25 protein-coding genes are annotated in these 22,913 nt (G+C 42.8%); 1 reads left to right on the top strand and 24 read right to left on the bottom strand.

The features are described from left to right. The first annotated feature begins 15 nt into the window (after positions 1-15). A complete protein-coding gene (locus tag HFA01_RS01525; protein WP_146812825.1) occupies positions 16-972 on the top strand; it encodes a 4-hydroxy-3-methylbut-2-enyl diphosphate reductase in 957 nt (318 codons plus the stop codon). 34 nt (positions 973-1,006) lie between these two features. Here HFA01_RS01525 and HFA01_RS01520 read toward each other — a convergent pair whose 3' ends face one another. From HFA01_RS01520 to HFA01_RS01410, 24 genes are all read right to left on the bottom strand, one after another. Further along, positions 1,007-2,125, bottom strand: coding sequence for a Nif3-like dinuclear metal center hexameric protein (locus HFA01_RS01520; RefSeq protein WP_146812824.1), 1,119 nt, complete (start codon positions 2,123-2,125; stop codon positions 1,007-1,009). Next, positions 2,122-2,829 carry a tRNA (adenine(22)-N(1))-methyltransferase gene (locus tag HFA01_RS01515; protein ID WP_146812823.1) on the bottom strand — a complete coding sequence of 236 codons (708 nt, stop codon included), beginning with the start codon at positions 2,827-2,829 and terminating at the stop codon, positions 2,122-2,124. Before HFA01_RS01515 ends, HFA01_RS01520 begins: the two co-directional genes overlap by 4 nt. Positions 2,830-2,898: 69 nt before the next feature. After that, entirely contained in the window at positions 2,899-3,267 is a 369-nt protein-coding gene (gene cccA / locus HFA01_RS01510; protein ID WP_146812822.1) for a cytochrome c550, read from the bottom strand. A 96-nt stretch (positions 3,268-3,363) separates the two neighbouring features. Then, positions 3,364-3,909, bottom strand: a complete 546-nt coding sequence (locus tag HFA01_RS01505) for a hypothetical protein (RefSeq protein ID WP_146812821.1) — start codon at positions 3,907-3,909, stop codon at positions 3,364-3,366. A 78-nt stretch (positions 3,910-3,987) separates the two neighbouring features. Then, positions 3,988-5,121, bottom strand: a complete 1,134-nt coding sequence (rpoD, locus tag HFA01_RS01500; RefSeq protein ID WP_089654288.1) for an RNA polymerase sigma factor RpoD — start codon at positions 5,119-5,121, stop codon at positions 3,988-3,990. Positions 5,122-5,158: 37 nt separating this feature from the next. Beyond that, positions 5,159-6,970: a DNA primase gene (gene dnaG / locus HFA01_RS01495; RefSeq protein WP_146812820.1), complete on the bottom strand. Its 1,812-nt coding sequence runs from the start codon at positions 6,968-6,970 to the stop codon at positions 5,159-5,161. Positions 6,971-7,007: 37 nt separating this feature from the next. Beyond that, positions 7,008-7,469, bottom strand: a complete 462-nt coding sequence (locus HFA01_RS01490; protein WP_146812819.1) for a YaiI/YqxD family protein — start codon at positions 7,467-7,469, stop codon at positions 7,008-7,010. Between the two features lie 255 nt (positions 7,470-7,724). Beyond that, positions 7,725-8,537: a pyruvate, water dikinase regulatory protein gene (locus HFA01_RS01485; protein WP_146812818.1), complete on the bottom strand. Its 813-nt coding sequence runs from the start codon at positions 8,535-8,537 to the stop codon at positions 7,725-7,727. A 23-nt stretch (positions 8,538-8,560) separates the two neighbouring features. Beyond that, positions 8,561-9,190, bottom strand: coding sequence for a transcriptional regulator CcpN (ccpN, locus tag HFA01_RS01480; RefSeq protein WP_146812817.1), 630 nt, complete (start codon positions 9,188-9,190; stop codon positions 8,561-8,563). Positions 9,191-9,271: 81 nt separating this feature from the next. Beyond that, positions 9,272-11,356, bottom strand: coding sequence for a glycine--tRNA ligase subunit beta (gene glyS, locus HFA01_RS01475; protein WP_146812816.1), 2,085 nt, complete (start codon positions 11,354-11,356; stop codon positions 9,272-9,274). Further along, complete coding sequence (gene glyQ / locus HFA01_RS01470; protein ID WP_146812815.1) at positions 11,349-12,236, bottom strand: glycine--tRNA ligase subunit alpha; 888 nt, start codon at positions 12,234-12,236, stop codon at positions 11,349-11,351. The genes glyS and glyQ overlap by 8 nt, the downstream gene beginning before the upstream one ends. A 285-nt stretch (positions 12,237-12,521) precedes the next feature. Further along, on the bottom strand, positions 12,522-13,268 hold the full coding sequence (gene recO / locus HFA01_RS01465; RefSeq protein ID WP_146812814.1) for a DNA repair protein RecO: 747 nt from the start codon (positions 13,266-13,268) through the stop codon (positions 12,522-12,524). An 18-nt stretch (positions 13,269-13,286) separates the two neighbouring features. Then, on the bottom strand, positions 13,287-13,439 hold the full coding sequence (locus tag HFA01_RS01460; protein WP_246139237.1) for a YqzL family protein: 153 nt from the start codon (positions 13,437-13,439) through the stop codon (positions 13,287-13,289). Between the two features lie 94 nt (positions 13,440-13,533). Next, positions 13,534-14,439, bottom strand: a complete 906-nt coding sequence (era, locus tag HFA01_RS01455) for a GTPase Era (RefSeq protein ID WP_146812813.1) — start codon at positions 14,437-14,439, stop codon at positions 13,534-13,536. Positions 14,440-14,518: 79 nt separating this feature from the next. Beyond that, positions 14,519-14,896, bottom strand: a complete 378-nt coding sequence (locus HFA01_RS01450) for a diacylglycerol kinase family protein (RefSeq protein ID WP_146812812.1) — start codon at positions 14,894-14,896, stop codon at positions 14,519-14,521. Beyond that, positions 14,871-15,341 (bottom strand): rRNA maturation RNase YbeY, encoded by a 471-nt coding sequence (gene ybeY / locus HFA01_RS01445; protein ID WP_167506126.1) that lies wholly within the window; start codon positions 15,339-15,341, stop codon positions 14,871-14,873. The genes HFA01_RS01450 and ybeY overlap by 26 nt, the downstream gene beginning before the upstream one ends. Position 15,342: 1 nt before the next feature. After that, positions 15,343-16,377, bottom strand: a complete 1,035-nt coding sequence (locus tag HFA01_RS19120) for an HD family phosphohydrolase (RefSeq protein WP_281290428.1) — start codon at positions 16,375-16,377, stop codon at positions 15,343-15,345. Further along, on the bottom strand, positions 16,347-17,459 hold the full coding sequence (locus tag HFA01_RS19035) for a hypothetical protein (protein WP_281290427.1): 1,113 nt from the start codon (positions 17,457-17,459) through the stop codon (positions 16,347-16,349). Before HFA01_RS19035 ends, HFA01_RS19120 begins: the two co-directional genes overlap by 31 nt. 62 nt (positions 17,460-17,521) lie before the next feature. Beyond that, positions 17,522-18,484, bottom strand: coding sequence for a PhoH family protein (locus HFA01_RS01435; protein WP_146812811.1), 963 nt, complete (start codon positions 18,482-18,484; stop codon positions 17,522-17,524). A 2-nt stretch (positions 18,485-18,486) separates the two neighbouring features. Next, positions 18,487-19,668, bottom strand: coding sequence for a sporulation protein YqfD (gene yqfD, locus HFA01_RS01430; RefSeq protein WP_146812810.1), 1,182 nt, complete (start codon positions 19,666-19,668; stop codon positions 18,487-18,489). A gap of 4 nt (positions 19,669-19,672) precedes the next feature. After that, a complete protein-coding gene (gene yqfC, locus HFA01_RS01425; protein WP_146812809.1) occupies positions 19,673-19,966 on the bottom strand; it encodes a sporulation protein YqfC in 294 nt (97 codons plus the stop codon). A 71-nt stretch (positions 19,967-20,037) separates the two neighbouring features. Further along, complete coding sequence (locus HFA01_RS01420) at positions 20,038-20,529, bottom strand: YqfB family membrane protein (protein WP_146812808.1); 492 nt, start codon at positions 20,527-20,529, stop codon at positions 20,038-20,040. A gap of 29 nt (positions 20,530-20,558) precedes the next feature. After that, entirely contained in the window at positions 20,559-21,545 is a 987-nt protein-coding gene (floA, locus tag HFA01_RS01415) for a flotillin-like protein FloA (RefSeq protein WP_089654302.1), read from the bottom strand. Continuing rightward, positions 21,542-22,900 (bottom strand): NfeD family protein, encoded by a 1,359-nt coding sequence (locus HFA01_RS01410; protein WP_146812807.1) that lies wholly within the window; start codon positions 22,898-22,900, stop codon positions 21,542-21,544. Before HFA01_RS01410 ends, floA begins: the two co-directional genes overlap by 4 nt. Between the last annotated feature and the right edge of the window lie 13 nt (positions 22,901-22,913).

Genomic DNA, 22,913 nt, shown 5'->3' with positions numbered 1-22,913 from the left:
GGAGGACGTTAATCAATGGAAGTCATTAAAATCGCCCCTCGCGGTTATTGTTATGGTGTAGTAGATGCAATGGTCATAGCTCGAAATGCAGCGAAAGACCCGAATCTGCCACGTCCTATATATATATTAGGCATGATTGTCCACAACTCACATGTAACGGAGGCCTTTAAGGAAGAAGGAATCATTACTGTAGATGGAAAAAATCGTAGTGACATGTTAGAAGGCATTCATGACGGTACGGTCATCTTTACAGCTCACGGTGTTTCCCCTCTAATCAAGGAACGCGCAAAAGAGAAAGGTCTCACCGTCTTAGACGCCACTTGCCCTGATGTGACGAATACCCACAATTTGATCAGGAAGAAGGTTGCCGAGGGCTTTGAGGTCATTTATGTAGGTAAAAAAGGACACCCTGAACCAGAAGGCGCAATGGGGGTAGCACCAGGAAAAGTCCATCTCGTCCAAACGGAAGAAGATGTCGAAGAACTCGACCTCGACCATGACAAATTGATGATCACCAACCAAACAACGATGAGTCAGTGGGACGTCTATGACGTTATGGAAAAAGCGAAAGAAAAGTTTCCACAACTCGAAAAACAGCAGGAAATTTGTATGGCAACTCAGGTTCGTCAGGAAGCTGTTTCCGAACAGGCGGGCGAAGCTGATTTGACGCTGGTTGTCGGTGACCCGATGAGTAACAACTCGAATCGACTTGCCCAAGTCTCTATGGAAAAAGCAGGTACAACAGCTTATCGCATTGCTGACGTGACAGAAATCCAATTAGAATGGTTGGAAGGTGTCGAGAAAGTGGCCGTTACTGCGGGTGCTTCAACCCCAACTCCTATAACAAAAGAAGTCATCAAATTCATCGAGCAGTTCGATCACAACGATGAAAGCACGTGGGTCCGCGAGTCCAAAGTTGAACAGAAAAAGATTTTGCCGCCCGTCCGTGCCAGAAAAAAAGTGAAGAGATAAAAAAGGATGAAAGCTTAAGCTTTCATCCTTTTTTTTATACAACTGTGAAAGGCTCCGTATCTGCTTCAGAAACGAAGATGTTCAAATCCCCTTGTTTATTACACTTCTCTTCAAGATATTCTTTTACTTTAGGACAAACGACTTTTTCCACGTGATGACCCGGATCAATGACGGAAAGGCCCATTTCCTTGGCATCTTGTGTCATATGAAAAGTCATGTCTCCCGTAATATAAACGTCCGCACCGCTTTTTTTTGCATGATGAATGTACTTTTCTCCACTGCCTCCAAGAAGGGCCACTTTTTTTATAATTTTATCCATTTTTCCAGAAACACGCACATGAGGGACATCGTATTCTTTCTTAATCAGCTCGACAAGCTCCCGCAGAGGCATGGGTGTTTCAAGTTCTCCAACACGCCCTGCTCCCAATGATTCCCCTTCATTCAATAATGGGTAAACATCATATGCGACTTCCTCATAAGGATGAACCTCTTCCATTGCTTTCAAAACCCCTGAAAGGCGTGACTTTGGTACGATCGTCTCTATTCTTTTTTCATCCACGATTTCAAGTTTTCCTTGTTCACCCAAATACGGATTAGTACCCTCTTCCGGTTTGAAAGTTCCTTGGCCGGATAGTTGATACGTGCAATGACTATAATGACCAATATGCCCTGCTCCTGCCTCACTAATTGCATCCCGTAGTGAATCAGCTTGATCTTCAGGAACAAAGACGGTAAGTTTCACAAGAGAGTCGCTTCCTGTTTCGATCAAAGGGCGGGAGTTCGTTACTCCGATCAATTGAGCCATGACATCATTGACACCCCCTTCGGCAATATCAAGGTTCGTGTGGGCAGCATATACCGCAATGTCATGCTTGATCAATTTTTGGATGATTCTCCCTTTCGGTGTATCCAAATTGATTTGATTCAATTTGACAAAAAGCAGAGGGTGATGGGCAATGATTAAATCCACTTCTTTATCAATGGCTTCGTCTACAACATTCTCCAACACATCCAGGGTAACCATGATATTTTTCACCGGTTTATTGAGTGTGCCGACTTGAAGCCCCACATTATCCCAATCAAAGGCAAGGCGCTTCGGTGACCACTTTTCAAATTCACGGATGATGTCCTGGGCTGTGGACGTTTGGTTCATGATTGCAATACCTCCTCTAACCATTTCAATTCTTTTTGTTGTTGTTTCAATTTCTCTTCATCGGGAGAGGTCGCTTGTTTCATCTGTTTAATAATATATTGTTTCTTGTTCCATTCCTCTTTACATTTCTTAATAAACGGCTCTGGTCGTTTCTCTAATAAATACGGTCCAAGCCACATTTCTCTCTCTATCATTTGCTGCTGGTAAGGAGAGGATGGATCTCCCTTTTCTGCAACAAGAATTTCATAAATGTGGCCACTTTCCTCTACAATAGTTTCATCAACAAGCTTATAGTCATGCTGGAAGAACCATCTTCTAAGAGACCTTGAATCGATATTGGGCTGAACGACAATTCGATTGACATCTGAAAGCTTTTCTTTTCCTCCCTCAAGGATATCACGGATTAAAGGTCCGCCCATTCCTGCAATGACCACCTGTTTTATTTCTCCAGGAGCAACAACAGCGAGCCCGTCCCCGAGACGGACATCAATGCGATCCTCAAGCTTATGTTTTTCCACTTCACTTTTGGCACTATCATATGGTCCTTGATTCACTTCACCCGCTACTGCTCTTGCTTCTGGATCTTTCATACATACAAAGCATGGAAGATAGGCATGATCTGAACCGATGTCCGCAAAATGAGCTCCCTTAGGTAAATAATCCGCAACCAGTGCTAAGCGTTTTGATAATTGATTTACATTCATAGACTCTTCCCTCTCATAAAAGAAAAGCTTTCTGATTGGCCAGAAAGCTTTTCGTTCTTCTTCTTATTGTTATTTCTTTTCAGCTAGCCATTCAGCCAATTTAGTTGCTTGCTCTCCAGTATAAAGACCAGCAGGCATGGCAGAACCTTTACCATTTACGATGATGTCATTGATTTCTTCAGCTGAATAACGGCTTCCTACTTCCTGAAGGTTAGGGCCAGCTCCACCGCCAAGGTCTCCGCCATGGCAGCTTGCACATTGGTTCTGATACAACTCTTCAGGACTTGCGCTTGCGGTTTCCTCTTGCTTCTCACCGCCGCCTTCTTCTTCATTCTGAATAGCTTCGCGTTGATTAATCCCCGCTGCAGAAACGACAATCATGACGACGATCCCCAGCACAGCGATAATTGCGAATGGAATCACAGGGTTCTTTCTCATTTGTTGCAACCTCCTTATGTATTCCCTCATATAGAATTTTCGTGTCTATTCGACTATATTTATTTTACTTGAAAACCGTTACTTATTAAAGAGATATCATGTGAAAACTTGTGAAACAATGTAAATTATTAAAAAAATAAAGCCAATCGCACCTGAGTAGAAAAGCGTTTTCACCTTCCATAACCAGCCAAGAAAAATCCAGAAGACCAAATTTAAGGTGAGCGTTATGTAAAAGGAGTACTCGCGACCTATCATATTTTGATTTAAGTGGACAGTCATAAGCAGAAAAATCAAAGCACCGTTAAGTAGCGGAACAAAAAGCCAATCCGACTTCTTATATTGTAACCAACGAATATGAAACCATACCCCGATTACAAAACTCGACAAAACCACTGTTTGCATTATGATTCCCATTTCAGTAAAATAAATGACAAGAAATGAAAGGGGTAACAAAATAGTATGGATGGCCATGAAAATATAAAAGGTAAGGGTTTGTGAACTTTCAGCACTCTCTTTGTGCTCCAGGTTTTCACCCTGTGTATAAAGCGCTAACAGGAAATTACAATATTCCTCTGGCAGCAAATGATTTTGTTTCCAGTACTTGATCTCATCAACGATGGTTTTTGTCCTTTCATGTTTCATAGCAGCCTCCAACAGAAAAGATAACTCAGGAGCCCTCCCGCATCCATTTGCGAAAAGGTCCCTGAGTCGGTAAAATCCTTATTCCATGAAGTCCTTCAAACGTTTGCTCCGACTTGGGTGGCGGAGTTTACGCAAAGCCTTCGCTTCGATTTGTCGGATTCTCTCACGAGTTACCCCAAACACTTTTCCTACTTCCTCAAGTGTTCTTGTACGTCCATCGTCCAAACCGAATCGAAGTCTGAGTACATTTTCTTCTCGATCTGTCAATGTATCAAGGACATCCTCAAGCTGTTCTTTCAACAGTTCATAGGCCGCATGATCTGAAGGAGATGTCGCTTCCTGATCTTCAATAAAGTCGCCTAAGTGAGAATCATCTTCCTCACCGATCGGTGTTTCTAGAGATACCGGCTCCTGGGCTATCTTCAGAATTTCACGGACTTTATCTGGAGTAAGGTCCATATCCTGTGCAATCTCTTCCGGCGTCGGTTCACGACCAAGATCCTGAAGAAGTTGACGCTGGACACGAATCAGTTTGTTAATCGTCTCCACCATGTGGACAGGGATACGAATTGTACGTGCTTGGTCAGCGATCGCTCTTGTAATTGCCTGGCGGATCCACCATGTAGCATAGGTACTGAATTTATAACCTTTACGATAATCGAATTTTTCTACCGCTTTGATCAGACCCATGTTCCCTTCTTGGATCAAGTCAAGGAAAAGCATACCTCGGCCTACATATCTTTTAGCAATACTTACGACGAGACGCAGGTTGGCTTCCGCTAGGTCACGTTTCGCTTCTTCGTCGCCATTCTCAATACGTTGAGCAAGGCTTATTTCATCTTTCGCAGATAGCAGGTTCACACGGCCGATTTCTTTAAGGTACATACGCACAGGGTCATTGATTTTGACCCCAGGTGGTACACTCAAGTCATTAAGGTCGAACTCTTCCTCTTTATTCAATTGCTTCATACTTGGATCTGATTCAGAATCCCCTATTACTTCTACACCCTGCTCATTCAGGTGTTCATAGAATTCATCCATTTGATCAGAGTCCAGTTCAAAGCTCGATAGTTTTTCCGCTACCTCTTCATATGCGAGGATCCCTCGTTTTTTCCCTAACTCTACCACTTGCTCTTTCGCTTGCTCAAGTGTCAATTCTGTTTGGTTCTCATTTTCTTTAGAACGTGATGGCTGCTGTTGCTTATCTGCCATAAGTCCCCCTCCTTCCAACAATCTATACAAACTCTACCTAGTGATGTTTTAACTCTTTCTTGCGCTTGATGATTTCCATCGCAATTTCTGCTGCTCTGATCGGCTCATTTTGTTGTTCAGCCTTTTTCAACTCAGACTCAAGGTTTCTAATATCCGTTCGATCCCACTGTTCTGATCGAATCCTTGTGATGTAATCATGGATTTCCTGATCAGAAACTTCTTCGCTGACAGGGGCCATTGCTAGCTCGATCGCCAGATTTTTGATGGAAGCATCTTCGATCATCTCAACGAACTGACTGATATCCGATTCATTGCCGTCTTCATAATATGCATAAAGATGGGTGACAATGACCTGATGGTCTTCAATATTGAAAGCTCCTCCGATTTCCTCTTGAACTTTATCAGCGATATACGGATCTCTCAACATATACGCAATCAATTTTCTTTCTGCATTATGAAAAGCGGGTAAAAGTTTTTTTTGAACCGTTGGCTGCCTTGTATCATTAGTATATCGGTTCTTAGTTTCCTTATCCTTTACACCGCTTTGTGATCGAATCCGCTGAACTTCTTCTTTCAGAGTTTCTACGGAGAGCTGAAATTCTGTAGCGATCTCATTTAGATAATGTTCACGTTCGACCGCACGGTCAAGCCCTGCGATCTCTTGTAATACCTTTTCGATATAAGTGATGCGATCTCCTTCTACTTGCAGATTATAATCTCTGCGCAAGTAATTCATCATAAAGGAAATGTACGTATCACTAGTATCGATGATTTCACGTTTGAACCTGTCCCCGCCATACTTTTGGATGAATTCATCCGGGTCAAGTTCATCAGGGACACGAGCAACGTAGGTTTGACATCCTACACTCTTCAAAAGTTTCGCTGCCTTAACAGCTGCTTCGATCCCGGCGCGGTCACCATCGTAACAAATGATGATCTGCTCGGCGTATTTCTTCAAAAGGTTCGCCTGCATACTTGATAATGATGTACCCATCGTACCTACGGTATGGTGAATGTCTGCCTGGTCTGCAGATATGACATCTCCAAAACCTTCGAACAGGATAACTGTTTTTTCTTTTCGAATAGCGGAGCGGGCAAGGTCGAAGTTATAAAGCAAACGACCCTTATGGAAAAGTTCTGTCTCTGGGCTATTTAAGTATTTCGGCTCCTGCTGCCCAAGAGATCGCCCTGCAAAAGCCACCGTCTTCCCTAGATGATTTCTGAGTGGGAAAATTACTCTGCCACGGAACCTGTCCGCATATTCTCCATAATCATTGGTACTGAGCAACCCGGCTTTGACCATCGTCTGTGGATGATACCCTTTCTTTTCAAGAAACGTAACAACAAAGTCCTTGGAATCCGGTGAATATCCAATTTGATATTTTTGGATCGTTTCATCCGTAAAGCCACGGTCGATTAAATATTGGTAAGCTTCCCGACCATCTTTGGAATTCTTTAACAAATGATGGTATAATTTAGTCAACCATTGATGGGCTTCAAGCATCGCCTGCGATTCCTGACTCTTTTCTGACGGAGCTTCTTCAGATAATTGATCAGGAAGATCGATACCTGTCTGCTCAGCCAGTTGTTTGAGTGCCTGAATAAAACTAAACCCTTCAATCTCCATCAGGAAGGTATAGACATTCCCTCCCTTTCCACAACCAAAGCAATGAAAGATCTGCTTATCTTGAGAAACGGAAAAGGAAGGAGTGTTTTCCCCATGGAAAGGACAAAGGCCGAAATGGTTCCTGCCTTGTTTCTTCAAATCGACGTAATTGCCGATTACTTCCACAATATCCGTTGACCTTCTGATTTCATCGACTTTTTCTTCTGGAATATGTCCAGCCATAAGATCACCATACTACTCAATTATTCTCGTTCAATGCTTAAAATCCTTCATGTTCTGACAACAATTTTTGGAAAACAGATCGGAACTTTTCGCGATCCTGCGCTGTGAATGCCGATGGACCCTTCCATTTCTTCCTCTGCTTCATTGTCTGCTGTCTTATGAACTTTTGGTTCATGATGTTGTCTGCATCATTTTCTCTAACCAGTTTACCTCTTGGAGTAAGGACATAAACCCCTTTGGAAGTCAATAATACAGCGAGGGATAGATCCTGGGTAATAACGACATCGCCTTCCCCCACTTGGTTGAGGATATACATATCGACTGATTGTGATCCGTCATCGACAAACATCCATCCAGCTTCTGCTTTCTCCCGACTATAATGATTGACGGTGGCTATGAAATAAGGGTGGAGATTATATTGGGCACAAACATCGATGATTTCCTCTTGGACGGGACAACTATCTGCATCGACATAAATATGGACATTTAAATTTGGCATAGTATCAATATTTCTACAATAAGCGGTAGAATCCTCCTTAAAAGTGAATGTTTTATTTTTCTGAAAAGTATGCGCTTTTGAGAACTCCTTATCAGAAAAACTTCGTAGGGATGGACATCCCTTCATTATAAGGATTTTTACCACAAATAGATATTATAATACATTCCTGTTAATTACGCTATGTCTAATTGTACCTAATTTCATTCTTCCCAACAAAAGTCGCGCTTAATCAAAGCGCGACTTCCGCTATTTGTACTATTCTTGGGCATTCTGACGTAATTTGTTCATAATGACATTGGCTGTCTCTTCTACGGCTTTGTTCGAAACATCAATCACCGGACAACCGATCCGATCCACAATCCGATTGAAGTGGTCGATTTCCTGCTGAATGCGATTCATATTCGCATAACTGGCTTGATCTCCAAGCCCTAATGACTTTAATCTTTCTTTTCTAATATCATTTAGTTTTTCTGCACTGATACTCAAGCCTATGCATTTATCGGGATCGACACGGAACAATTCCGATGGCGGCTGCACTTCCGGTACAATCGGGACATTCGCTACCTTCAGGCGTTTGTGAGCCAAATACTGAGACAGTGGAGTCTTCGATGTTCTTGAAACGCCAATCAGAACGATATCGGCTTTGGAAATGCCACGTGGATCTCGACCGTCATCGTACCGGACAGCGAATTCGATAGCCTCTACTCTCTTAAAGTAATCTTCATCTAACTTATGAACAAGTCCCGGTTCAAGGCGAGGTTTGATTTGCAGATGATCTTCCATGACCTCCATCATCGGACCCATAATATCGACGCACTGAATGCCGTGCTTTTCAGCTTCCTGCTTCAGATGTTGTCTGAACTCTGGAATCACTAGTGTAAAACCGATCATCGCATTATGTTCTTTCGCCTGCTGCACCGCCTCATTGATCGTCCCTTTGTCTTCCACATAAGGGATTCGCTGCAAGTCAAAAGGCCCGTCATCAAACTGGCTGAGACACGCTTTCACGACCAGTTCCGCCGTCTCACCTACTGAATCAGATAAAACATAAATTAAGGGCTTTTCCATACTATCCCTCTTCCCCTATAAAATTACAAGTGTTGGTCCCTGGCCAATTCCACAAGTGCTTTCGTGATATTTGTTTTTGTCAGTCGCCCGACCACTTTCAACCCTTCTTCAGTAGGTTGAACGACAGGCAGACCATCAATCTGTTTTTCAATTAATTTCTGGGCGGCATCCAATAATAAATCTTCAGGTTCACAAACCGTGATGTTCGGCATCCTTGTCATAATAATATGGACCGGAACAGACGTTAGATCCTGATTGCCGATACTCGCTCTAAGTAGATCCTTCCTTGATAAGACCCCTGTTAAAATGGAATGTTGATCCGTTACGAACAACGTCCCCACATCCTCTAAAAACATGGCACAGATGGCATCGTAAACCGATACATCCTCCTCCACAACAATCGGTCGGGATTGATATTCATCCACTTTGAACTTCTTCAACTTCTCCGTAAAAAGCTCAGACCCTGTTTTCCCCGTAAAGAAATAACCGACCCGTGGGCGGGCATCCAGGAAACCAGCCATTGTCAAAATGGCTAAGTCTGGACGCAACGTGGCCCGTGTCAAGTTCAACTGATCTGCGATATTCTCACCTGTAATAGGTCCGTTATCTTTCACGATTTGAATGATTTGTTCTTGCCGGTTTGATAGTTCCAATCTTTCTTCACCCCGATCACTAACTGTGACATACTATTTCTTAATTATACCTCATTTTAATTATCGGTAAAAGAAAGCTGATTAGAACTGTTGTTTCCATTCAATCGCATTCAAGTCGGCGAACGCATAAACGTCCTCGGAAATCTGTTTCAATAGACCTAAGCGGTTACTGCGGATGCTCACGTCTTCTGCCATTACCATCGTTGCGTCAAAGAAGGAATGGATGGGGTCTGCAAGCTTGGATAACTGATCAAGAGCAAGATCAAGTTGAGTTTCACTCAATGCGTGTCGATAATCTTCCTGTACTTGCTGATAAACATCATACAACTTTCGCTCTTGGGCATTTTCAAACAATGCAGGATCGACATTTGCAGCATCTGCCTTCTTCGCCAAATTCAACACACGACCTAGCGCTTCATGCACAGTTTTGAAAGAAGGGTCCTGGCGTTTTTCTACTAGGAGAACCGCTTTTTCCTTCGTAGTTGGATAGACGCCGATACCTTTTGCCAACACAGCTTCCACCACATCTGGTGCGACTCCTTCCTCTCTCATTAAGTAAGCCGCACGCACGCGGAAGAATTCATGTAAGTCGTTATGGACTTCTTTTTCATTACGAGTCGGGAGCTCCAGTTCATAATAAAATTGATGTACGAGATCAATCAATTGTTCAACTGGAATGGACCATCCATGGGCCGTTAAGGTTTGAAGAATCCCTAAAGCCTGGCGTCTCAATCCATAAGGGTCCTGTGAACCAGTTGGAATAATACCGATGGAAATACTACCTACGATTGTATCCAGCTTATCTGCAATGCTGACAAGAGAACCGATGGTTGACGAAGGTAAGGCTCCGTTTGCTTGACGAGGCATGTAGTGTTCATTGATCGCTACGGCTACCTCTTCATCCTCACCGAAAATACGTGCGTACTTTTCACCCATCGTTCCTTGCAGTTCTGTAAATTCATCAACCATCTGGGTTACAAGGTCAAACTTACAAATTTCTGCTGCCCTCTTAGCCTTTTTTAGCTGAGCTTCTTCTAGGCCGATCCATTCTCCGAGTTTACCAGTAATGGCTACAATCCGCTGGACTTTATCAGCTAACGTGCCAAGCTCTTCTTGATAGACCATGCGGGAAAGTTTCTGCATCTTTTCATCAATGCTTCCTTTCTGATCTTCTTCATAAAAGAACTGTGCATCTTTGAGACGTGCTTTCAAAACCTTTTCATTTCCTTTTGCAACTGTCTCAAGATGTTGGGCATCCCCGTTACGAACGCCTACGAAATGAGGTTTCAATTCACCATCGAGAGAACGGACCGGAAAATACCGCTGATGCTCCTTCATTGAAGTAACCAGTGCTTCTTCCGGAACATCAAGGAATTCGTCAGAGAAAGAGCCACTGAAGACGGTTGGATATTCAACTAAGTGGGTCACTTCATTCAATAAATCTTCATCGATGATCAACTTCCACTCATTTTCACTTTCAAGCACTTTCAGCTGATTGACAATCTCCGCTTTTCTCTCCTCTACAGATGCCATGACGTACTGTTCTTTCAACGTCTGTTCATAAGCATCCGCTTCAGAAACTATCGTTTTAGATCCCAAGAAGCGATGCCCAAAGGTCGTATTTCCTGTTTCTACTCCTTCAATTGTAAAAGGAATGACCTCTTCACCGAAGAGAGCAATCATCCAACGGATCGGACGTGCATAACGCAAGTCACGATTTCCCCATCTCATATTTTTAGGGAAAGTAAGCGATAAGAAAACATCTCGGAAGTTTTGAAGAAGTTTTGCAGTCGGTTCTCCTTCAATGAATTTATTGACGTGGACATATTCCGTGCCCTTGATTTCTTTGAAGTAGATATCATCGACATCTTTCCCTTGCCCTTTAGAAAAACCGATGGCCGCTTTCGTCCAGTTTCCTTCTTCGTCCAGGGCGATTTTCTTGGCAGGACCTTTCGCTTCCTCTTCAATATCCGGCTGCTTTTCTTCAACATTCGTAATTTTAACGGCCAACCTTCGAGGGGTCGCATAGCCTGTGATGTCTCCATAGGGAATCCGGTTATCCTTGAACCATTGAGCTGTTTTTTCTTGCAGTTGATCTAAAGCATCATTAATAAAACGAGCGGGGAGCTCTTCCACACCTAGTTCAAATAATACGGTACTACTCATGATAACCCTCCTCCTTTTTCAACATCGGGAAGCCAAGACGTTCCCTTTCTTCTACATAGGTTTTAGCTATTTTCCGAGCCAGGTTCCTTACACGGGAGATATAACCAGTTCTCTCCGTTACACTAATGACTCCTTTTGCATCAAGCAAATTAAATGTGTGCGAACATTTCAACACGTAATCATAAGCTGGGAAAACAAGCCCTTGCTCCATAATTCGCTGTGCTTCTTTTTCATAAGTTGAGAAAAGTTCAAACAACATATCCTCATCAGAAGCTTCGAACGTATAAACCGAATGTTCATATTCCGGCTGTGTGAAAATATCTCCTACCGTTACTCCGTTGGTCCATTCTAAATCAAAAACATTTTCTTTATCCTGTATATAAGAGGCTAGTCGTTCCAGCCCGTACGTAATTTCAGCAGAAACAGGCTTAGCTTCAAGACCACCGATTTGCTGGAAGTACGTAAATTGAGTGATTTCCATGCCATCAAGCCACACTTCCCAACCAAGACCTGCAGCACCAAGGGTTGGGTTTTCCCAGTTATCTTCTACAAATCGGATGTCGTGTTTCTTCGGATCAATTCCAAGAGCTTCTAATGATTCTAAGTACAATTCCTGAATATTATCCGGAGAAGGCTTCATGATGACCTGAAACTGATGGTGCTGATATAAACGGTTCGGGTTTTGGCCATAGCGGCCATCTGCAGGACGACGTGACGGCTCTACATATGCCACGTTCCACGGCTCAGGGCCCAGACTCCGTAAAAGCGTCATCGGTGACATCGTCCCTGCCCCTTTTTCAGTATCGTAGGCTTGCATAAGCAAACAGCCTTGTTTTGACCAATGATTCTGTAAAGTTAAAATCATGTCTTGAATATTCATACGTTCCCTCCTAGATAATGACTGGCTCAAAATAAAAAGACCCCGTTCCTACGTCTGCATCCAGACATAGGGACGGGGTCTCCGCGGTTCCACCCTAATTGCTCCCCTCAAAAAGGAAGCCACTTTGAACATTGCTCCAGAACGCCTTCACCAGCTGGTTTCCGCTTGTCTCTCACCATCACAAGCTCGCTTTTGGAAACAAAAAGACCGGTTACTACTCTCCTTCACAGCAACACGTTATTTAGTAATAGAATCATACTCTAATTTCAGCAAAATTGTCAAACCTCAGTCTGAAAACAAATCCAGCTGCTTTAAGAATTTCTTCGATTTGAGAAAGTATCCACCATATCGATCATAATATTCATCCATAATCTGACGCAACAATTTTTTATTTTCTTCCTTCATCGTAATTTGGCCAAGCCGCTTCACATCCATATGTAAGAAGACTCTTAGCAGTTTTGGTAAAGGATCTGGCAAACCATAAGCTTGTGGATCCCGCTGCTTACAACGAAAGCATAATAGACCGCCCTCTATCATAGAAAATGCAAAAGGTCCTTCCTGACTGCCGCATTGGATGCAGTGATCGACGACAGGAGCGAATCCCGCTTTTTTGTACATTTTCAATTCATACATCAATGTCAGAATGTTTGGATCCTTCCCTTCATTCATCCATTGGAACGTTTGTAGCAATTGTTCATATAGAAAAGGATCCGGCTGCTTCTCTTCAATGAGTTTATCTGTCAATTCTGCGATGTAAGACGCATAAGCCGTTTTTACAATATCCTCACGAATTGACCTGAGGGAAGATAACATTTCCCCCTGGCTCATTGATCCTAAGCCGGACCCTGTTTGAATTAAAAATGTGCCGTGGATGAATGGTTGGGTGATTGAGGACATCCGGCTCTTTGGCTTTTTAGCCCCACGAGCCATAACACCAATTTTCCCTTTTTCTCGTGTCATCATCGTGACGATTTTATGTGTTTCCCCGTAATTATTCGTCCGGATGACGACTCCTTCCACCTTGTCCATCAAATGGCTCACCTGCTCCGTTTACGAATGAAAATCATCCGTAGATATTGGTTCAGTAGGGGAAGCGAGCTGTTCTTGAGACTGCTGATCTTGAGACTCCAATTCTTTCATCAATAAATAGGTTTCCACACTGCCTGTTTGACTGAAAACGTTCCATGAAAGCTTGTCGCGCACAAGAAACACCGCCTTTCTTATCATCACTAAACGAGTGTACATTACTAGAATGCTTCCCCTGACTGAAAACATAAGGCTTAATATTTTCCAACCATCAATATTCGTCTTCGCGATAGCCGAAATCACTGAGTTGGATTTGTTTGTTTCTCCAGTCTTTTTGTACTTTTACCCATAGTTCCAAATACACTTTGCTTCCTAACAAGGACTCAATGTCCCTTCTGGCCCTCTTACCGATTTCTTTTAACATACTGCCTTGCTTACCGATAATAATGCCTTTTTGAGACTTCCGTTCAACGATAATGGCCGCTTGAATCTCCACTTTGTCATGTTCATTTCGAGGCTCGATCCCTTCAATGACCACAGCAATGGAATGTGGAATTTCCTCACGAGTTAAGTGCAAAACTTTTTCCCTAATAAATTCGCTAATGACAAAGCGTTCTGGATGGTCCGTTATTTGGTCTTCTGGGTAAAACTGAGGACCTTCCGGCAAATGTTTTTTTAGAACTTCCAGCAGATGATTGACGTTATTGCCTTCTAGCGCAGAGATTGGAATGATTTCTTCAAAATCAAGCTTCTCCTTGTACTGGTCGATCAATGGCAATAAGTCATCCGGGTGTACTTTGTCAATTTTATTGATGATTAAAAATACAGGCTGGTCTACACGTTGCAGACGGTCCAAAATAAATTGGTCCCCTCTCCCATATCCTTCTTCAGCATTGATCATAAAAAGAACGGCATCCACTTCGTTCAATGTGTTCTCTGCAACATTCACCATATAATCTCCGAGCTTGTGCTTCGGTTTATGAATTCCAGGTGTGTCGATAAAGATGATTTGCGACTCTTTATCTGTCATAACTCCCTGAATCTTATTTCTTGTTGTTTGAGGCTTATCACTCATGATGGCAATTTTTTCACCAATTACACGATTCATGAACGTCGATTTGCCCACATTTGGACGACCAACGATTGTAACAAAACCTGATTTAAAATTCTCTGTCATAAATGTTCCTCCAATAAATGTTCACGCAGTCGTAACTGCTCCACTTTACTATATCATCTTCTCAGGCTCATTCCTATTCTCATATCATGAAAAGCTTAGGGAGGAAAATGATCATTCCTATGATGACCGATCCAATACTCGCTACAAGGACCGCCCCAGCTGTAATATCTTTAATAGAGCCAATGACGGGGTTTTGTTCAGGATGATAAAAATCAAGTAGCCTTTCCATAGCTGTATTAACCATTTCCAGGCTGAAGACGATAACCATGATGAGGAGGATCGCCATCCATTCCCCTTTAGACAAACCGAATAAAAAGGCTGCCAGGATAACTAATAAAGCTACCGAGAGATGAATCCGAAAATTCCGCTCTGACTGATACACTTCTTTTATTCCATTCCAAGCGAAACAGAAACCTATCCCTGTCTTCCTTCTACGATCTTTGAAGTCCGAACTCATGTAAAATTTCCTCTTGTCTCCCGAACATCTTCTTTTCATCTTCATCATTCATATGATCATAACCAAGCAAATGTAAGAAGCCATGCAAAGCCAAGAATCCAAATTCTCGTTCCAGAGAATGATTATAATCCTCCGCTTGTTCTTTTGCCTTATCGACAGAAATGATAATATCCCCCAGCATAAGTGGCATGTTCTCATCCAACACATTCATTTCATCTTCGCCGAGTTCCTGCATGGCAAAAGATATAACGTCTGTCGGTTCATCTTTTTGACGGTAATTGCGATTGATCTCCTGTATTTCTTTATTATCCACGAAGCTGACAGAGACTTCTGCATCCCCTGTCACTCCCTCTTTTTCTCCTGCAAAACGGATGATACGCTGAATCATATCTACAAATGCTTCATCTACTGAATTGGTTTCGTCTTGAAAATCAATGGTAATCATATTATTTTGCCTCCTTGACTAATGGTTTTGTTTCCGGATATTGAATTCTCGTGTGAAAAATGCCATGCAGCGTTTCACATATGGCTGTTTCCATTGTCTTTAACTCATTAAACGTCAAATTGCTGTCATCCAGCTGACCATCGAGCATACGGTCCTCCAAAATGGATTTCACGATTTTTTTGATCTTTTCCTCTGTGGGATGATCCAATGACCTCACAGCCGCTTCCACAGAATCACAGATACAAACAATCGCTGCTTCCTTACTTTGTGGTTTCGGACCTGGGTACCGATAATCATCTTCTTTCGTATCTTCATTCATTTCCTTTGCCTGATAATAAAAGTACTTTAAAAGCGACGTCCCATGGTGTTGTTTAGCAATCTCAACAATCTCCTCTGGAAGCTTATTCTTCTTCAGCATTCTCGCCCCTTCATATGGGTGGCCAATAATGATCTCCGCACTTTGCTCAGGCTCCAGAAAATCATGTGGATTCTTCAACCCCATTTGATTCTCAATAAAATAATGAGGCTGAACGGTTTTTCCGAGATCATGATAATAGGATGCCACACGTGCCAGAAGACCATGAGCCCCAATTGATTCACACGCCGCTTCGCTTAAATTGGCTACCATGACACTGTGATGATACGTACCAGGAGCTTCCATAAGTATTTTACGTAAAAGAGGGTGGTTAGGACTGGCAAGTGTCAGCAACTTTTGATCAGACAAGACCCCGAAACCTGTCTCTATGAAAGGTAGAAAACCGAGCGTCAGAACTGCGGAAAGAAAAGCACCACTAACTCCATATCCACTGTATAAAAATACTTCCGACCATGAGTATTTTTCAAAAGAAATGAATACAAAGAACAGAATTGCACATATATTGGTAAAAGCTACACCCGCACTTGCACGAACAATGGACAGCCTGTCTTTACTTTTAGTAAGGAAAAAGATTCCAGACAGTTGAGAGAGCAATAAATACATTCCTGCAGTTGCATGAAGAGCGCCAGCTAAATGGCCGTTGAACAACAAACAAGCCACAAAGAATAGACCACTGCCAGCACAATCGCATAACGTTCAGAACAGAGAATTTTGACAATCATGACCCCTGTAACAGCCGGGACGAGATAGTACACAGGTTGTTCCATCGCTCCGAACAAACTGAAGACTTTCATGAACGTAATCATCAATAAGGATACAGCCGTGGAAATGAAGATATGGCGTATCGTCCAGTTGTCCTTGTTAAAGGCTCTTCTGCACTCTGCGTACAAAAAAGCGCCTAAGAGAAGCGCAAACATGGCCAAACCAATGGATGGGAGTAAATTACGCTGTTGATCGAGCAATCCTGTCAACTGTAGATCATCATAGATGTCACCCGTAATCGTAGATCCCTCTGAAACAATGACTTCTCCCGCCCTGATCATGACGGGTTCAACAGTAGCTGCTGCGCTCTTAATGGCTTTATCTGTTTTTTCAGGATCGAACAAGGAGTTTTCGACAAGGGCAAAAGCACCTATATCCGAAATCACTGATTTCAAAGATGATGGTGTTTCTGAATATTGAACTTCCAGATCAATCCTTCGTTCTAAATCTTCAACTTCGGAGCTCTGCACCCCTACCTTATAATATTTATGTAGAAGGGTTTCAAGCATCCGCTGGCTCTCATTCAGCGATTGTTGATCCGCCCTCAGCAACGGAAGAAATACTTTTGCGGGCAGACCTTCAGAGAGTTCGTCCGTCAAAAGCGATTCAATCAACGGGAGCTGTTCCTCTCTCGTCACATTCTCTCCCTGACTTTTCGCTTCTTCTACAACGTCATAAATTTCGCTCACCATATTCAAACGTTCTTCTGCAATATCTTCTGAAATGGTGTATTGATCCTCTACAGCCTGAGTAACGGCTCTCAGTTGCTGCTCTGTCTTTTGTTTATTCTCTATAGTGATGGGGGATCGGATCGTTTCGGGTGCCGTGCTGTATTTCTCAAGCTCATACGTTTGTGTGTAAACATTTGGAATGGCAAGCGCAAAAAAGAATACAGCAACTACGAATGCAGGTAATGCCAGCAACAACTTAGACTGATTCATGTTAAATACCTGAAGTTGTCGAAGGAATCGCTCCTTCAAACCACCCCACCCCTTCCTATATTATTCCAAATAAAAACAATAAATAAGACCCAAGCCGGGTCTTATTTATTGTCCTCTTCATATGCATCAATAATCCGCTGCACAAGTGGGTGCCTGACTACGTCGGATTGATCCAAATGAATAAAGGCAGACCCTTTCACTTTAGCTAACCGCTCCTCGGCGACTCGCAAACCGGACTTCACACCTTTAGGAAGATCCACTTGCGTGATATCTCCAGTTATAATCATTTTTGAACCGAATCCTAAACGAGTCAGAAACATCTTCATTTGTTCAGGTGTCGTGTTTTGAGCTTCATCCAAAATAGCGAATGCATCATCCAACGTACGGCCTCTCATATAAGCAAGCGGAGCAATCTCAATCGTTCCTCTATCGATCAAACGTGCTGTATGCTCTGCTCCAAATACATCGTGTAAGGAGTCATAAAGCGGCCTTAAATAAGGATCGACTTTTTCCTTTAGATCTCCTGGAAGAAAACCTAAACTTTCACCCGCTTCCACTGCGGGACGAGTCAGGATAATTCTCTTCACATCTCCATTTTTCAAAGCATTGACGGCCATAATCACAGCAAGGTAAGTCTTTCCTGTACCAGCAGGGCCAATACCGAAGACAAGATCATTCTTCTTGATCGCTGCGATATAATTTCTTTGACCAAGGGTTTTAACCCTGATTGATTTTCCTTTTGAGTTTTTTGTGATTTCATCTTCGAATAAAGCTTCGAATTGATTAATTTTCCCTTTTTTAGCAAGCTCGACTGCGTAAACGACATCTCGTTCAGTAACAGTCAAACCTTTACGAATAATCGCAAGAACGCTGTTTAATATCTCTTCAACAAGCTGCACATGCTCTGCTTGACCGGATACTCTGACTTGTTCTCCACGTGAAATGATTGTGACTTTCAATTGTTCCTCAATTTGCTTGAGGTTGCGGTCTTCTGTACCAAAAAGGGCTAATGCTTCTGTTGTATTATCTAATTGAATGTCCATTGTTTTTAAATCTTCTGGCATACTCAATCTCCTTGACTTACATACTTGGTCACTGCAATATTTTCATAAACTTTGTACATTAGGATTAATTTTACTTTACCATTCTCCTCACTGAGGTGCAAAACTTTTTCATCCTTTATTTCCGCATCTGGTTCGAGTTCCTGGTGAAGGTTGCTCCGTGCTGATGAAATCCCGATTTTTTCAAGGTTTTTTCGAGATGATTCATAAGATTTCCTGTCAATGGAATAATAATCGACCGTCTTCAAATTCACAGGAAATTGGAACCCAAAAACCCTCCAGTCCGATGTATGAGACTCTTCCCTGAAGTCCCCTTCTTCTCCACGCCAGAATCCCCAAACAGGAATCGTGAACTTTCCGAGTTTTAATTGATATTCACTTTCCACAGAACCATCGGTTAAGGAAAGCACTTGCTTCATAGGGAGGTTTTGAGCGACACGGTACCATGTTTCTGCGATGACTTCTCCTTCAGAATGTATAAATAGGTCCTCATCTTCTACCAGCTGCCCTGTGGCAAGAATTTGTCCTTTTTGAACGACATCGTAGACGGATACCATCGGACGACCCTTTTTAATAAAAGTTTCAATAATCATCCCTTTTTTGGCTGCTACAAGGTTTGAAGGTCGAGTGTCCATCTCTGTATCGTATCTCGTTTTCTCCACCCCATACAATTGATAGCTCGTCCCTTGTTTTTTCACACCAATCCATAGGAGGTCAGGAATATCTTCTAATAACTGCTGTTGTATTTCAATGGGATCCTTCATCCCTATCGTTAGTTTTCCAGGAGAAACACCATAACTATTCAATTTACTTTCAACATCTGCTTCAAGTTCCGGTGATAGGCCGTCCACCTTAATGGACCACAACGTATTCGCGAGAACAAAAATGATCACAACCGCTGCGATGAAGGCGAGAAGAACCGACAGCCTCCCAATCATATGCTGAACAAGAAACGGAAGCCCTTTCCCGCCTTTGATGGATATTTTACAACGGTATTTCTTCCTCAATTGCCTTAGTATTTTCCAATCCTTTAACCGGATCGTTAAAATGACAAGAGAATCATCCAACCTTCTCATATTGGTGATTTGACAGCCATGTTTCGTACATGCTTGTAAAAAAGGCTCAATCAACGGTCCCTCTACCTGTACCGTCATGATTCCCTGAAAGAAATCATGCTGGTTCTTCATCGTCTCACCCCCCTTTGGAATCCGGCAAAAATTCTACGGATTTGAGTTCACCTTCCAGTAATAATTCTTCCTTCAACATCATTTTCACTCCAAGGTCTTTTCCCAGTATGCGAACCTGACCTTTTTTGTATTGAATTCGAACTTCTTCATCAGAAAAATGAAGGAGGCCTGTATGATTTTCTATGTACACATGGATGGACCCGATCGTTGTTATTCTAGGAAGATCCAACATGACATCAGATGGTAAATCAAAGTAACGACTGATCCAAGTCCGTATTTGCTGCTGCCATTTTGACATGCGACGCCCTCCCCTCTTTTCATTTATACGAAAAACGCACGAATTGTATCACTACAATTCGTGCGTTCTGCTTATCTTTTTCGCGGGTGGGAGCTGTGAGGCTTACGGGCACGGGGTGGACCGAGAACTTCAGCCATTAAAATCCCTTCAGCTAACCGCTTTTTATCCCATTTCCTCGTTTTTTCTATGAGAGGACCATTTTGATTCAACTGTTCAGAAACGGTCTGTTTGCTTTTTCTTGACTCCATGCTGTGGGAGTAGATTGCCTCCCCCTCTTCTTGATGATCTTCATTTCGAGCCGTGTTCGCTTCAGCAAGCTTCTTCTGTTTGGTCTCGTAGTAATCCTTCAACCTTTCTTCCCCAGACTTCTCCTTTGCTTCTGTTTCCTTTAGATCTGGAGAAGGACCACCAGGGTAGGCGGGAGGAATTGGAGAGGTTTTCCTTTCCGGATTTTGTTTCTTCTCATTTTCTTTCGTCATACCACTGAACCAACTGATAATCCCACCAATAATAGCAGCGAGAATGAGGAAGTTACTGAAAATGAGTTCAATTATATCTCCCATACAAAATTCTCCTTTTTACTGATCAAGGATTATTTTTCTTCTTCCTCTTCATCGGACATTTTACCAAGCGTGTTCCTCATATCCGTATCCGCATTGATGTTCTGATAGTTCATATAATCCATGACACCCATCTTACCGGAGCGCAAAGCTTCGGCTAGTGCTTGAGGCACTTGGGCTTCTGCTTCGACCACTTTGGCCTGCATTTCCTGTACGCGCGCACGCATCTCCTGCTCTTGAGCAATCGCCATGGCACGACGCTCTTCTGCTTTCGCCTGGGCAATATTCTTATCTGCTTCCGCTTGGTCTGTTTGCAGGATAGCACCGATGTTCTTGCCGATATCAATGTCTGCAATATCAATGGACAGAATTTCGAAGGCCGTTCCAGCATCTAGGCCTTTTCCTAATACATTTTGTGAAATCCTATCTGGATTTTCCAATACTTTGTTATGATTTTCACTAGACCCGATCGTAGATACAATCCCTTCACCAACACGAGCAATGACTGTATCTTCACCGGCACCACCGACAAGTCGGTCAATATTGGCTCTTACGGTAATACGCGCTTTTGCTTTCACTTCGATACCGTCCATCGCCACACCAGCGATGAATGGAGTTTCAATAACTTTTGGATTAACACTCATTTGAACAGCTTCGAGAACATCCCGGCCAGCGAGATCAATGGCTGCACAACGCTCGAAACTTAGTTCAATATTTGCTCTTTGTGCTGCGATGAGGGCGTTGACGACGCGGTCAACATTACCCCCTGCCAGGTAGTGACTCTCTAATTGGTTTGTATTTACATTCACACCGGCTTTATGTGCCTTAATCAATGGGTTAATTACACGTGAAGGAATAACCCTTCTCAATCGCATACCTACTAACGTGAAAATACTTATTTTTACGCCTGCAGCTAAAGCACTGATCCATAGCATGACAGGAATAAATGTAAACAACACCGCTACTACGATAATAATGATACCAATAATGATGATTGGCATTAATTGTTCAAGTGTCAATTTGTTTCCTCCTCTTGATCTGCTTTTTTAACTTCGCGCACGACAATACGCGAGCCTTCTGTTTTCATAATTTTCACTGTTTGATGAACAGGAATGAAACCACCTTCAGATACGACATCCAACCGTTCACCATTAAAATCAGCTGTACCGGACGGGCGGAGTGGAGTGATCGCCTCCCCTTCCATACCAATTAAATCCAAACGGTTTTGTGAGGATACATACCCTTTTTCCGATGATGTGGAATCATTCAAAATGATATGTCGAAAGAATCCTCTTTCCAAACCAACAAATTTAAATAGTACAATCGATACAACAATCGTCACCAATAGTGCAATTCCTATACTCATAGCCATATGTCCCATATCCGCTGAAGAAAGCATCAATGAGGATACAATGGCAACGATCCCCGCTATTCCTGCAATGCCTCCTGGTAAAAAGAATTCAGCTATCACTAACCCAATTCCGAGAACGAGCAGAATAATCGCTTCATAACCAGCCAGGCCAGCAACAATATGACCATAAAAAAACAGGACAAGTGAGAGCGCACCCATTGTTCCTGGTATGCCAAAGCCCGGTGAATACAATTCCACAACGAGACCAATACTTGCGATGGATAATAAGATCGGAATAACAACAGGATCTGTCAAAAATCTGGCAATATTCTCAGAAAGGGTAGGGTTCTCCTCTATAACGGTTGCATCAGACAAACCAAGGACACTGAGAAGTTCATTACGGTCGTCTACAATTCCTTCAGCATAGCCTACTTCTTCCGCATCCGTTGCACCTAATGTTAAAAATTCTCCCTCAGGGGCTCCATAATCCTTCAAATCGACGGATGCATCGGCCATCGCACGTGCATATAATGGGTCACGTCCTGTAGACTCAGCCGCGGCTACCATAGCTGATATCCAGGCAGACTGTGCCTTCTTATCAGCAGCTGTTCCATCAGAATTAATAACCCCGGAAGCACCCATGGTCGCCGTTTGCTTCATGTAGATCGAATCTGCGTTTAAAGCAATGTATGAGCCTGCCGAATATGCCCTGTTCGTAACAAATGCACTATTCGGAACATCTAAATCTTGAAAGATCTCTCCGATATCACCCGCCGCATCTACGCGCCCTCCGGGTGTATCGATTTCAAATATGATATGATCTACACCATTCTCGCGAGCTTCTTCTGTCGTCCGGTTAAGAAACGCAGCCATCCCTCGTTCCACCGTATCTTTTACTGGGATGACATATACCGTCTGACCTTCTCCGTCTGCTTGAACCGATGCTTGTAGATGGAAGAAGGATAAAACGCTTCCCAAGACAAGGAGCATTGACCAGACACCTATACGTAAAGACCGCTTCATTCATTTTCACCTC

Origin of the sequence: Halobacillus faecis (genome assembly GCF_007991335.1) — a bacterium.
Taxonomy (GTDB): domain Bacteria; phylum Bacillota; class Bacilli; order Bacillales; family Halobacillaceae; genus Halobacillus; species Halobacillus faecis.
The sequence above is the reverse complement of the archived record's forward strand: the minus strand, read 5'-3'. Positions and strand labels throughout refer to the sequence as shown.

What these genes read in the sequence shown, in the direction of transcription:
- yqfD (WP_146812810.1), bottom strand. Translation starts at nt 19,668, where the DNA reads ATGAAGAACCAGCATGATTTCTTTCAGGGAATCATGACGGTACAGGTA.
- HFA01_RS01450 (WP_146812812.1), bottom strand. Translation starts at nt 14,896, where the DNA reads ATGAGTTCGGACTTCAAAGATCGTAGAAGGAAGACAGGGATAGGTTTC.
- yqfC (WP_146812809.1), bottom strand. Translation starts at nt 19,966, where the DNA reads ATGTCAAAATGGCAGCAGCAAATACGGACTTGGATCAGTCGTTACTTT.
- HFA01_RS01410 (WP_146812807.1), bottom strand. Translation starts at nt 22,900, where the DNA reads ATGAAGCGGTCTTTACGTATAGGTGTCTGGTCAATGCTCCTTGTCTTG.
- cccA (WP_146812822.1), bottom strand. Translation starts at nt 3,267, where the DNA reads ATGAGAAAGAACCCTGTGATTCCATTCGCAATTATCGCTGTGCTGGGG.
- HFA01_RS01505 (WP_146812821.1), bottom strand. Translation starts at nt 3,909, where the DNA reads ATGAAACATGAAAGGACAAAAACCATCGTTGATGAGATCAAGTACTGG.
- glyQ (WP_146812815.1), bottom strand. Translation starts at nt 12,236, where the DNA reads ATGAATATTCAAGACATGATTTTAACTTTACAGAATCATTGGTCAAAA.
- HFA01_RS01485 (WP_146812818.1), bottom strand. Translation starts at nt 8,537, where the DNA reads ATGGAAAAGCCCTTAATTTATGTTTTATCTGATTCAGTAGGTGAGACG.
- HFA01_RS01515 (WP_146812823.1), bottom strand. Translation starts at nt 2,829, where the DNA reads ATGAATGTAAATCAATTATCAAAACGCTTAGCACTGGTTGCGGATTAT.
- era (WP_146812813.1), bottom strand. Translation starts at nt 14,439, where the DNA reads ATGACAGAGAATTTTAAATCAGGTTTTGTTACAATCGTTGGTCGTCCA.
- HFA01_RS01490 (WP_146812819.1), bottom strand. Translation starts at nt 7,469, where the DNA reads ATGCCAAATTTAAATGTCCATATTTATGTCGATGCAGATAGTTGTCCC.
- ybeY (WP_167506126.1), bottom strand. Translation starts at nt 15,341, where the DNA reads ATGATTACCATTGATTTTCAAGACGAAACCAATTCAGTAGATGAAGCA.
- rpoD (WP_089654288.1), bottom strand. Translation starts at nt 5,121, where the DNA reads ATGGCAGATAAGCAACAGCAGCCATCACGTTCTAAAGAAAATGAGAAC.
- HFA01_RS01420 (WP_146812808.1), bottom strand. Translation starts at nt 20,529, where the DNA reads ATGGGAGATATAATTGAACTCATTTTCAGTAACTTCCTCATTCTCGCT.
- glyS (WP_146812816.1), bottom strand. Translation starts at nt 11,356, where the DNA reads ATGAGTAGTACCGTATTATTTGAACTAGGTGTGGAAGAGCTCCCCGCT.
- HFA01_RS01525 (WP_146812825.1), top strand. Translation starts at nt 16, where the DNA reads ATGGAAGTCATTAAAATCGCCCCTCGCGGTTATTGTTATGGTGTAGTA.
- HFA01_RS01520 (WP_146812824.1), bottom strand. Translation starts at nt 2,125, where the DNA reads ATGAACCAAACGTCCACAGCCCAGGACATCATCCGTGAATTTGAAAAG.
- dnaG (WP_146812820.1), bottom strand. Translation starts at nt 6,970, where the DNA reads ATGGCTGGACATATTCCAGAAGAAAAAGTCGATGAAATCAGAAGGTCA.
- HFA01_RS01435 (WP_146812811.1), bottom strand. Translation starts at nt 18,484, where the DNA reads ATGCCAGAAGATTTAAAAACAATGGACATTCAATTAGATAATACAACA.